Source organism: Stenotrophomonas sp. HMWF003, from assembly GCF_003061285.1.
Taxonomy (GTDB): Bacteria; Pseudomonadota; Gammaproteobacteria; order Xanthomonadales; family Xanthomonadaceae; genus Stenotrophomonas; species Stenotrophomonas maltophilia_AP.
This window is the reverse complement of record NZ_QAIW01000445.1, coordinates 12,305-22,977: the sequence shown is the minus strand read 5'-3', so window position 1 is coordinate 22,977 and position 10,673 is coordinate 12,305. Positions and strand designations below refer to the sequence as shown.

The 10,673-nt window shown below is 68.0% G+C and carries 15 protein-coding genes; 4 read left to right on the top strand and 11 right to left on the bottom strand.

What is annotated here, in order from left to right:
• Positions 1–103: 103 nt before the first annotated feature.
• From lptB to DBR34_RS19665, 5 genes are all read right to left on the bottom strand, one after another.
• Positions 104–823 carry an LPS export ABC transporter ATP-binding protein gene (gene lptB, locus DBR34_RS19685; protein ID WP_128098031.1) on the bottom strand — a complete coding sequence of 240 codons (720 nt, stop codon included), beginning with the start codon at positions 821–823 and terminating at the stop codon, positions 104–106.
• Positions 823–1,377 (bottom strand): lipopolysaccharide transport periplasmic protein LptA, encoded by a 555-nt coding sequence (lptA, locus tag DBR34_RS19680; protein WP_128098030.1) that lies wholly within the window; start codon positions 1,375–1,377, stop codon positions 823–825. Before lptA ends, lptB begins: the two co-directional genes overlap by 1 nt.
• Before the next feature lie 143 nt (positions 1,378–1,520).
• The gene (gene lptC / locus DBR34_RS19675) at positions 1,521–2,081 is read right to left on the bottom strand and encodes an LPS export ABC transporter periplasmic protein LptC (RefSeq protein WP_128098029.1); all 561 of its coding nucleotides are present in this window, start codon (positions 2,079–2,081) and stop codon (positions 1,521–1,523) included.
• A complete protein-coding gene (locus DBR34_RS19670; protein ID WP_128098028.1) occupies positions 2,078–2,626 on the bottom strand; it encodes an HAD hydrolase family protein in 549 nt (182 codons plus the stop codon). Before DBR34_RS19670 ends, lptC begins: the two co-directional genes overlap by 4 nt.
• Positions 2,627–2,671: 45 nt before the next feature.
• Positions 2,672–3,673: a KpsF/GutQ family sugar-phosphate isomerase gene (locus tag DBR34_RS19665; protein WP_038689966.1), complete on the bottom strand. Its 1,002-nt coding sequence runs from the start codon at positions 3,671–3,673 to the stop codon at positions 2,672–2,674.
• A gap of 53 nt (positions 3,674–3,726) precedes the next feature.
• Between DBR34_RS19665 and DBR34_RS19660 the strand changes: the two genes are divergently transcribed.
• From DBR34_RS19660 to DBR34_RS19650, 3 genes are all read left to right on the top strand, one after another.
• A complete protein-coding gene (locus DBR34_RS19660; RefSeq protein WP_128098027.1) occupies positions 3,727–3,957 on the top strand; it encodes a BolA family protein in 231 nt (76 codons plus the stop codon).
• Positions 3,958–4,035: 78 nt separating this feature from the next.
• A complete protein-coding gene (gene murA, locus DBR34_RS19655; RefSeq protein ID WP_128098026.1) occupies positions 4,036–5,313 on the top strand; it encodes a UDP-N-acetylglucosamine 1-carboxyvinyltransferase in 1,278 nt (425 codons plus the stop codon).
• On the top strand, positions 5,310–5,621 hold the full coding sequence (locus DBR34_RS19650) for an EF-hand domain-containing protein (RefSeq protein WP_128098025.1): 312 nt from the start codon (positions 5,310–5,312) through the stop codon (positions 5,619–5,621). Before murA ends, DBR34_RS19650 begins: the two co-directional genes overlap by 4 nt.
• A gap of 99 nt (positions 5,622–5,720) precedes the next feature.
• Here the strand turns inward: DBR34_RS19650 and DBR34_RS19645 are convergent, their stop codons facing one another.
• The 6 genes from DBR34_RS19645 to purM all read right to left on the bottom strand — a co-directional run bounded on the left by DBR34_RS19645 (position 5,721) and on the right by purM (position 10,152).
• Positions 5,721–6,404, bottom strand: coding sequence for a DUF3108 domain-containing protein (locus DBR34_RS19645; RefSeq protein WP_128098024.1), 684 nt, complete (start codon positions 6,402–6,404; stop codon positions 5,721–5,723).
• Between the two features lie 3 nt (positions 6,405–6,407).
• Positions 6,408–7,202: a DUF3108 domain-containing protein gene (locus tag DBR34_RS19640; protein ID WP_128098023.1), complete on the bottom strand. Its 795-nt coding sequence runs from the start codon at positions 7,200–7,202 to the stop codon at positions 6,408–6,410.
• A 67-nt stretch (positions 7,203–7,269) separates the two neighbouring features.
• The gene (gene purN / locus DBR34_RS19635) at positions 7,270–7,929 is read right to left on the bottom strand and encodes a phosphoribosylglycinamide formyltransferase (protein ID WP_128098022.1); all 660 of its coding nucleotides are present in this window, start codon (positions 7,927–7,929) and stop codon (positions 7,270–7,272) included.
• Positions 7,926–8,531 (bottom strand): DUF2238 domain-containing protein, encoded by a 606-nt coding sequence (locus DBR34_RS19630; protein WP_181394085.1) that lies wholly within the window; start codon positions 8,529–8,531, stop codon positions 7,926–7,928. Before DBR34_RS19630 ends, purN begins: the two co-directional genes overlap by 4 nt.
• A gap of 53 nt (positions 8,532–8,584) precedes the next feature.
• Positions 8,585–9,076 (bottom strand): hypothetical protein, encoded by a 492-nt coding sequence (locus DBR34_RS19625; protein ID WP_258224164.1) that lies wholly within the window; start codon positions 9,074–9,076, stop codon positions 8,585–8,587.
• Positions 9,077–9,096: 20 nt separating this feature from the next.
• A complete protein-coding gene (gene purM / locus DBR34_RS19620; protein WP_128098020.1) occupies positions 9,097–10,152 on the bottom strand; it encodes a phosphoribosylformylglycinamidine cyclo-ligase in 1,056 nt (351 codons plus the stop codon).
• A gap of 96 nt (positions 10,153–10,248) precedes the next feature.
• Here purM and DBR34_RS24185 point away from each other — a divergent pair.
• On the top strand, positions 10,249–10,673 hold a 425-nt coding region (locus tag DBR34_RS24185), incomplete at its 3' end, for a DUF2066 domain-containing protein (RefSeq protein ID WP_258224163.1).

Genomic DNA, 10,673 nt, shown 5'->3' with positions numbered 1-10,673 from the left:
TGACGCAGCTGCGGCGTCATGACCAGTTGTTGTCCCAGCGATGTCTGCAGCCGTGCTTTCATGCCTGTGCCGAACGAAGGGAAGGCGCCGCAGCGGCCGGGCGTCAGAGCTTGAAGGTCTCTCCAAGGTAGACGCGACGGACATCGGCGTTGGCCAGAATCGCCTCTGGTGCCCCCTGCGCCAGTACGCTGCCTTCGTTGAGGATATACGCGCGGTCGCAGATTCCCAAGGTTTCCCGCACATTGTGGTCGGTGATCAGTACCCCGATGCCGCGCTGCTTGAGGTGGGTGACGATGCGCTGGATCTCGCCGACCGAGATCGGGTCAACGCCGGCGAAGGGTTCATCGAGCAGGATCAGGCGCGGCCGGGCGGCCAGCGCGCGGGCGATCTCGCAGCGACGGCGCTCACCGCCGGACAGGCTGGCGCCCAGCTGGTCGGCCACGTGGCCGATCTGCAGCTCGTCCAGCAGCGAATTCAGCTCGGCCTCGCGGCCGGCCTTGTCCAGGTCCTCGCGCAGCTCCAGCACCAGCCGGATGTTGTCGGCCACGGTCAGCTTGCGGAACACGGACGGTTCCTGCGGCAGGTAACCCACGCCCTGCTTGGCCCGGGTGTACATCGGGTCGCCGGTGATGTCCTTTCCGTCCAGCACGATGCTGCCGGCGTCGGTTTCGACCAGGCCGACGATCATGTAGAAGCAGGTGGTCTTGCCGGCACCGTTGGGGCCCAGCAGGCCCACCACTTCACCGGCTTCCAGGGTCAGACCGAAGTCCTTGACCACTTCGCGCTGCTTGTAGCGCTTGCGCAGGCCTTTGGCGACGAGCATTACTTCTTGCTCCCGGCAGTGGGGACGGTGGTCTTGGTGGCCGGAGTGGCCGCGGCGGGGGCAGCGGTCTTGTTCTTGGGCGGAATCACGGTGCGCACGCGGGTACCGTCGCCGCCGCTGTTCATTTCGCCGGTGCGGGTGTTGTAGGTCATCTTCTGGCCGGCGTTGGTGCCACGCGCGCTCTTGACGTGGTAGTTGCCGGTCATGGTCAGCACCTCGGCCTTGATGTCGTAGTCGATGCGGTCGGCGCTGGCGTCCATCCAGCTGCCGTCATCGAGCTGCTGCTTGAGCTTGGCCTGCTTGCCGGTGAACACCGCGCGCACCGCCTCGCCGTCCTTCATGTAGATCTCGGCGTCGGACGAACGCAGGTCCAGCGTGCCCTGGGTGATCACCACGCCCTGGGACAGGGTGGTCTTGCCATCGCCGACCAGGGTGCCCGACTGGGCGCCGGCGTCGATGGTCATGTCCTGGTTGCGGTCGGTGGACTTCGCACTGGCGGCGAAGGTGGGGACCAGAAGACTGATCGCGCAGGCGGCTGCAAATAGGATCTTCATGAAGGGAGTCTGTCCTGCCGGAGAAGGGGCGTGGCCGGGGAGGTCACGGTAAAAGGGGCGTTGGCCAGGCAGGCGCCTGGCCGGCGGGTGGGGCTGCGGTGCAGCGGCGCCGGTCCAGGGGACGTCGCCTGCGCTGCACCGGCTCAGCGTTGGGGCGTGTAGCGGCCCTTGGACTGGCTCAGGAAATGATAGGTCTTGTTCTTGGAATCCAGCTCGAACCCCACGCCGGACTGGGTCATGCCCGGCCGGGTCATGGTCACCAGCGCATCGGTCTTTGCGCGGTTTTCCTTGGGGAACACATCCAGGTGGTCGGTACGGAAGGTGGTCGGCGGCACGCTGGCCACCTTGGGGCTGTCGCCGCTCACGTTGCCGGTGAGCTTGAGCTGGTCGCCCTTGGCGCTCACCCAGCCGGTGTCGCTGCGCAGTTCCCAGTGGTTGCCGTCCTGGTCGGGCAGCAGGAACAGCGGGGTGGTGATGCTCATCGTTTCGTCGTTGCGCGACCGTTCCAGCAGCGGCGCGCGCAGGGTCGTGGATTCCTTGCCCTGCTCATCCAGCGCGATGATCTGGAAGTCGTGCAGCACGTAATCCTTGCTGCCGTCGTCGGTGACCTGCGCGGCCGGCTTGTCGCGGTGGCGCAGCAGCGACCAGCCGCTGAGCACGGCAGCCACCAGCAGCAGGCCCCCCAGGACGGTACGCCAGTTCATGCGCCGAACCTCGCCAGTACCGCGTCCACGTGGCCCTGTGCGGCCAGCAGCACGTCGCACAGCTCGCGCGCTGCGCCGCGACCGCCATCGCTGCGGGTCTGCCAGTGCACGCGCTCGGCAATCCAGGGATGTGCATTGGCCGGTGCCACCGCCAGGCCCACCGCGCACAGCGGGGCGAGGTCGGGCAGGTCGTCGCCCATGAAGGCCACCTGGTCCAGGCCGATGCCGTGGGTGTCGCACAGCGCGCGGACGCTGGCCAGCTTGTCGCCCACCGCGATCTGGGTGTCGATGCCCAGGTCGGCGCCACGCTTCTGTGCCGACAGGCTGTTGCGCGCGGTGATCAGCACCGGGTGGATGCCGTGTTGCTGCAGCAGTTTCAGGCCAAGTCCGTCCTGCACGTAATACGCCTTGCTCTCGTTGCCCTCACGGTCGTAGTAAAGCCGACCATCGGTGAGCGTGCCGTCCACGTCGAAACAGGCCAGCCGGATGCGGCCGGCAACGGCATGCAGGTGGGACGGGAAACCGGGCAGCGGGGAATAGGGCATCGGCAGGGGGCAGGTCGTGGCTGAATGGAGGAAGGCAACTGTGGTTTAAACCACCCGCGCCCGCAACAGGTCATGAATATTGAGCGCGCCGACCAGCTTTCCCTGGCCATCGACCACCATCAGGCCGGTGATCTTGTGGGTTTCCATGAGCCGGGCGGCCTCCGCGGCCAGCTGGTCGGCACCGATGGTGCGCGGGTTGCGGGTCATCACCTCGGCGATCTTCGCGCTGCGCACATCCAGTTCGGTATCCAGCGCGCGGCGCAGGTCGCCGTCGGTGAACAGGCCGATCAGGCGCTGGTCGGCATCCACCACGGCGGTCATGCCCAGCCGCTTGCGGCTCATTTCCAGCAGCGCCTCGCTGAGGCTGGCGTCGGCGTCCACCTGCGGCAGCTCCTCGCCGCTGTGCATCACATCGGTGATGTGCAGCAGCAGGCGGCGGCCCAGGCTGCCGGCCGGGTGCGAGCGGGCGAAGTCGTCGGCGGTGAAGCCGCGCGCGTCCAGCAGGGCCACGGCCAGCGCATCGCCCATCGCCAGCGAGGCGGTGGTGCTGGAGGTGGGGGCCAGCGCCAGCGGGCAGGCCTCGGCCGGCACGCTGACGTCCAGGTGGACGTCGGCGGCCTGCGCCAGGCTGGACTGCGGCCGGCCGGTCATGGCGATCAGCCGGTTGCCCTGGCGCTTGAGCACCGGCAGCAGCATCAGCAGTTCGTCGGACTCGCCCGAGTAGGACAGGGCCAGCACCACGTCGTCTTCGGTGATCATGCCCAGGTCGCCGTGACCGGCCTCGCCGGGATGCACATAGAAGGCCGGGGTGCCGGTGGAGGCCAGGGTGGCGGCAATCTTGCGCGCCACGTGGCCGGACTTGCCCATGCCGGTGGCCACTACCCGGCCCTTGCCGTGCAGGACCAGCTGGCAGGCCTGGCTGAACGCATCGCCAAGCCGGTCGGCCACGGCGGCCAGGGCGTCGGCCTCGATCTGGAACACTCGGCGGCCGCTGGCGACCAGTGCCGCAGGGTCGGCCGGATGGGGGAGCAGGGGCGATACAGCCATGCGGGCGCCACGCGGAAGAGTAGAATGAGCGCTCATTTTATTAGGAAAGCCCGTTGGACGCCGACACCATCCGCAATCTGATCGAAACCGGCCTGCCCGGCGCCCGCGCGGACGTGCAGGGCGACGATGGCGTGCACTTCGAGGCCACCGTGGTCTGCGACGCCTTCGCCGGCAAGCTGCCGCTGGCGCGCCACCGCATGGTCTATGCCACCCTGGGCGACCTGATGGGCGGGGCGATCCACGCGCTGGCGCTGAAGACGGTGACCCCGGCCGAAGCGGGTTAGTCCGCCGACCGATCAGATCCGCCGACCGATTAGATCAGCCGACCAACGGTCGGCTCTACCTCAATTCAAGTAGATTCCATGGCCAAGATCGTAGTGACCGGCGGCAAGCCGCTGCACGGTGAAGTGAACATTTCCGGCGCCAAGAACGCCGTCCTCCCCATCCTGTGCGCCACCCTGCTGGCCGATGCGCCGGTGGAGATCACCAACGTGCCGCACCTGCACGACGTGGTCACCACGGTGAAGCTGCTCGGCGAACTGGGGGCCAAGGTCACCATCGACCAGGGCACGCTGTCGCGCGGCAGCGCGATCGTGGTCGACCCGCGCTCGGTGAACCAGCATGTGGCCCCGTACGAGCTGGTCAAGACCATGCGCGCCTCGATCCTGGTGCTCGGCCCGCTGCTGGCCCGCTTCGGTGCGGCGGAAGTGTCGCTGCCCGGCGGCTGTGCCATCGGCTCGCGTCCGGTCGACCAGCACATCAAGGGCCTGCAGGCGCTGGGTGCGGAAATCACGGTCGAAAACGGCTTCATCAAGGCCCACGTGGCCAATCGCCTGAAGGGCGCGCACTTCACCTTCGACATGGTCAGTGTCACCGGCACCGAGAACGTGCTGATGGCGGCCGTGCTGGCTGAAGGCACCACCGTGCTGGACAACGCGGCGATGGAACCGGAAGTCACCGACCTGGCGCACTGCCTGATCGCACTCGGCGCGAAGATCGAAGGCCTGGGCACCGCCCGCCTGGTGATCGAGGGCGTGGAGAAGCTGTCCGGCGGCCGTCATGAAGTACTGCCCGACCGCATCGAAACCGGCACCTTCCTGGTGGCCGCGGCGATGACCGGTGGCAAGGTCACGGTCAACCGCGCCCGTCCCAACACCATGGACGCGGTGCTGTCCAAGCTGGTGGAAGCCGGCGCGAAGATCGAGACCACCGAAGACAGCATCACCCTGGACATGGACGGCAAGCGCCCGCGCGCGGTCAACCTGACCACCGCGCCGTACCCGGCGTTCCCGACCGACATGCAGGCGCAGTTCATGGCGCTCAACTGCGTGGCCGATGGCGTGGGCGTGATCAATGAAACGATCTTCGAAAACCGCTTCATGCACGTCAACGAGCTGCTGCGCCTGGGCGCGGACATCCAGGTGGAAGGCCACACCGCGATCGTGCGCGGTGCCGAACACCTGAGCGGTGCGCCGGTGATGGCCACCGACCTGCGCGCCTCGGCGTCGCTGATCCTGGCCGGGCTGATGGCCGAAGGTGACACCACCATCGACCGCATCTACCACCTGGACCGTGGCTACGAGAACATCGAAGAGAAGCTGTCTTCGCTGGGCGCGACCATCCGGCGCGTGACCGCATGATCCTGCGCGGCTCGTTCACCCGCCGCCGCAAGGCGCTGCTGGTGCTGATCCTGGTGGTGCTGGCGTGGCTGGGCTACGCCTGGTACGCCAACATCGCCATTACCCAGGGCATCGAGCAGCAGGACATGGACTGGAACGGCGACGGTACTGTCAGCCGCACCGAAGTGCTGCAGGCGCTCTATGCGGTGGGCGTGAACAACCAGCAGGAAGGCAACCGGCATTGCCGCACCTTCTACTGGCGCAGCAACGGCGAGCAGATCCGCGTGGACTGCAAGACGGTGTTTGGCGACGAGGCCAAAAAGGAATGAAAAAAGCCCGCGCAAGCGGGCTTTTTTCCATCCGGCGCCATGCCGCCATGGCGACACGCCGCAATCGGCAGGCACCGACCGTTGGCCGGTGCGCCTGCCTTAGTTCATCCCTTTGATGGTCAGGTCCAGCGCGTCCTTGCCGCTCTCACGCTGCAGCAGGCGGGCCGGAACCGGGAATTCCTTGACGATCCAGGCGATCAGTTCCTTGTTGCCGTCGGTGCGCGACACCTTCGTGGCGTCGTACGACTTGCCGCCGACGGTGATCTTTTCCTGCCCGACCACCTTGTAGCTCATCGGCTTGATCCGGCCTTCGTCGACCATGCGGTAGGTCAGCGGCTTGCCGGCGGCCAGGTCGCGCGCGATCGCCAGGTTGATCAGCAGTGCATCCATGTCACCGGGCTTCAGCGCCACCGGGCCACGGCGGTCGGCTTTCACATCGCCGGTCCAGGTGGCCTGGTTGCTGGACCAGTTGTAGTTGGCATCCACGTTGCGCTTCTTCACCAGCAGCACCGAACGGTCGTTGCTGCTGAGCGGGCGCAGGCGGCCGTTGGCCTCCTCGAACACGGTGCTCTGGCTGAGATCGGCCAGCTGGTTCTTCACGTTCAGGCTGTAGCGCCACTTGTTGCTGCCTTCACTGGCCAGCGTCATGGTGCCGTTGGCCTGCATGCCCATGTAGCTGGCCTGGTAATCGGCCTTGAACGGCTGCAGCGCCATGGCCGGCAGGCTCACCACGGCCAGTGCGCCAGCGGCGATCCAGGTCAGCGGGCGGTTCATCAGGTTCATTGCTCAGACTCCTTGGTATTCGATCAGGCGAAGATCGATCCGATCTTCCCCATCTTCGCGTTGCAGGATGCGCACCGGCGTGGGGACACCGTTGGCGATCCAGAGGATGGTTTCGTCATTGCCGCCGTTGGTCCGGTGGACCCGCAGCGCGTTGTAGGACAGGTCGCCGACCTGCACGTTCTCGGTGTCCGGCGCGGCCTGGTAGTCGTGCTGGCGTACCCGGCCCACGTCGACATAGCGGTAGTGCATCTGCCCGCCGGGGCGGGCGTCGCGCATGATCGCCAGGTTGATCAGCAGGGCGCTCTGGTCGCCCGGCTGCAGCGGAATCGGCTGGGTGCGTTCCTTCTTCAGGTCGCCCAGCCACTGCGCGGTACCGGCCTGCCAGTTGTAGGTGCCACTGACCTTCTTGCCCAGGAACAGGCCCTTGCGCACCGTGGCCTGGCTGATCGGCACGTAGACCTCGCCCTGCTTCTCGAACACGGTGCTCTGTTCCAGGTTCAGGCCAAGCACGCTGGCAAAGCCGCGCCGGCCCACCACCTGCATGTCCACCCGCCACTGCGCGCCGCCGGTGTGGGTCACCTTCATGATGGCGTCGCCCGCCTCCTTGCCCTTGTACAAGGCCTGGTAGGTGGCGGTGAACGGCTCCAGCGGCGGCGCTTCCCAGCTGATCGCCGGCACCGGCAGCGGCGGGGTCGCCTGCGCTGGCGCGGCCGCAGGCGGTTCCTGCGCCTGCGCGATCGCCACGGTGCACAGCAGGGATGCAATCAGCAGCACTGGCTTGGACAGGGAGGTGTTCATGCGGGCACGGAAAAGGGGGAAGAGGGAGGATGCCAGCGTCCGGATCAGCAGCGCGTGTGCGCGCCGCTCACCTGTTCAGCTTACCGGCGGAATCTAGGCGCAAGGGGCTAAACAGGGGGTGACCGTCGAGGTGAAGCCGTCCCTCGCGTTCAGCCACGCGGCCAGACACCAGCCACTGCAGGCTGGCGATCAGCAGCGGGTGCTCCACCGCCAACACCCGCTGGGCCAGCGTCTCCGGGGTGTCGTCGGCCAGCACCGGCACCCGCGCCTGCGCCAGCACGGTGCCCGCATCCAGTTCGGGCACCACGAAATGCACGCTGGCGCCATGCTCGGCGTCACCGGCCTCCAGTGCGCGGGCGTGCGTGTGCAGGCCCTTGTACAGCGGCAGCAGCGATGGGTGGATGTTGACCAGCCGGCCGTCGAAGCGTTCCACAAAGGCCTGGCCCAGGATGCGCATGTAACCGGCGCAGACCACCCAGTCCGGGGCGAACCCGCCCAGTGCGTCGCCCAGTGCGGTATCGAAAGCCGCACGGTCGGCGAAGTCCTTCGGCGAGCGCGCCCAGCGCTGTTCGGCTGCCACCTGCTGCAGGGCCGGCGCGTCGGGCTTGTCCGACAGCACCGCCACCACCTGTGCGTCCAGCTGGCCGGCCGCGATGGCCTTCGTGATCGCCTGCAGGTTGCTGCCGCGGCCCGAGGCGAGCACCGCCAGGCGTGCCGGCGCGCTCATCGCAGCGTGCTCCGCTGGGCCATCGGCCAGACCAGCAGGCTGCCCAGCGTAGCCAGCAGCATGTCGGCGTGCGCGTCCCACATGTCGCCCTGCTGGCCGTTGTAGGCCTCGGCCGCTTCGGGCGACAGCAGCAGCGCGATGCCCCATTCCAGCCATTCGTAGGCCAGGCTGGAGCACATCACCACCATCACTGCCAGGGTGAAGGCCTGGCCGATGCGCAGCGCCGGCCACGCGTGGCGCGCCAGTTGCAGCAGCGCCGGGGTGAAGCAGACGCCGTACAGGAAATGGATGAGCCGGTCGAAGTGGTTGCGCTGCCAGCCGAAGGCGGCGTTCGGCGACCAGTGCAGCGCGGCCTGCAGCCACGCGTCGTAGGGCACGTTGGAATACAGCCAGCGCGCGGCGATGCAGTGGATGGCGATGAAGCCGCAGATCGCGGCGAACGCGCCGTTGCCCAGCCCCCAGCGGCGGTCCACCCACCACAGCGCCACCAGACCGATCACGGTCAGCGAGCTGTGCAGGGTCTGCTCCAGCGGCCACAGTGGCTGGATCCAGCTGGCCGCGAAGATGGCCAGCACACCGGCAAGCGCGACCTTCTTGGCCATCGAAAACGAACGGGCACTGCGGCCACGGTGGTTCATGCGCGTCAGCCGGAAGGTCAGTGCGTGGAAGGGGGCAGGGCGGCGCCGTGCGCGAAGCGCTCACGCACCGACGTGCGGGTCAGGGTGACCAGGGTGAACACGCCGAGGATGGTGCCCAGCGGCATGAACATGCAGCAGACCCCGGCGGCGACCATGCACAGCGTGTGGCGCTGCTCACGCGCCAGGCAGCGCCCGGCGTAGCCCACCAGGCCGGCCGTGGCGAGCATGCCCAGGAAGAACACCGTGCCCAGGCCGGTGAACACCCAGCCCATCAGCTGGACCTCGCCCGGCGACGACGCCGTGCTGCTGTCCACCGGCATGGCCCCGCTGAGCACCGCGATGCCGAGCACCAGGTAGATCACCGGGAACAGCGAAAACAGCGCGGTGAACCCGGCCATCACGTAGTGCAGCACCGACAACAGCTGCAGCTGCGCGGCGTCGTCCTGGCCGCCGCGCGGCGATCCCGCTGGCCCGCGGGTCGGCAGCGGCGGTGGAGCAGTGGCATCCATGCGGGGCTCCATGGGCGTGATCAACCGATCTTGACGCGCTCGGCACCGTCGGCGACGGTGACCGCGCCGATGGTCCAGTGCTCCAGGCCCTGTGCGCTGACCGCTGCGGCCACCGCCTCGACCTGGTCGGCGGCCACGATCAGCACGAAGCCGATGCCGCAGTTGAAGGTGCGCCACATTTCGCTGTCGGCCACGGCGCCTTCCTTCTGCAGCCACTGGAACACCGGCGGCAGGGTCCAGGCGTTGGCCTGGATGTCCAGGCCCAGGCCCTCGGGCACCACGCGGATGATGTTCTCGGTGAGGCCGCCGCCGGTGATGTGGGCCATGCCGTGGATGGCCGCGCCGTGGTCCTTCAGCAGCGCCAGGATCGGCTTGACGTACAGGCGGGTCGGGGCCATCAGCGCATCGACCAGCTTGACCCCGCCCTCCAGCTCCAGGTCGGCGGGTTGGCCGGCGCGGTCGTAGATGCGGCGCACCAGCGAGTACCCGTTGGAGTGCGGGCCGGAGGAGGCGATGCCGATCAGCACGTCGCCGGCGGCCACGCTGGCGCCGTCCTTCAGCTCGCTCTTCTCGACCCCGGCCACGGTGAAGCCGGCCAGGTCGTACTCGCCCGGGGCGTACATGTCGGGCATTTCAGCGGTTTCGCCGCCGATCAGCGCGCAGCCGGCCTCGGTGCAGCCGTTGGCGATGCCGCCCACGACCGCCGCGGCGGTGTCGATGTCCAGCTTGCCGGTGGCGAAATAGTCCAGGAAGAACAGCGGCTCGGCGCCCTGCACCAGCACGTCGTTCACGCACATGGCCACCAGGTCGATGCCGATGGTGTCGTGGCGGCCCAGCTGTTGTGCGAGCTTCAGCTTGGTGCCCACGCCGTCCGTGCCCGACACCAGCACCGGTTCGCGGTACTTGTTGGAGAGGTCGAACAGCGCGCCGAAGCCCCCCAGCCCGCCCATCACTTCGGGGCGGAAGCTGCGCTTGACCAGCGGCTTGATGCGCTCGACCAGTGCATTGCCCGCGTCGATGTCGACACCGGCGTCGCGGTAGGTCAGGGGAGAGGGGTTGGACGGGGAGTTGGTCACGGGCGTCGGCGCTGCGCTGGGGTGAATCGGCGATTTTAACAGGCCACGTTGGCGCGCAGGCCCTATTCGGGCAACAATTCCCCCCGGATACGCTCAATGGAAGTCCTGATGCGCCGCAGCCTCTTTTTGATGATGCTCCTCACGCTATGCCTGCCGGTGGCCACGATGGCCCAGAGCGGCCTGCGTACCGAAGGCGACGTGGCCAGCGCCACGGGCGCCTACGAGGCCGAAGTGCCGGTCAACAGCCAGGCCGACGCCGACCGCAACGGCGCGTTGGCGCGCGCGCTGGGCAATGTGCTGGCCAAGCTGTCCGGCGACCGCAGCGTGATGGGCCGCCCGGGCGTGGCCCAGGCCCTGCGCGGGGCCAAGGACTACGTGGCCAGCTATGACTACCGCCAGGACCAGAGCACCTCGGCCAGCGGGGCGCCCAGCTTCCGCACCACGCTGGTGGCACGTTTCCGCCAGGACGACGTGGACGGCCTGATTTCCGCGCTGGGGCTGCCGCTGTGGCCGCAGCCGCG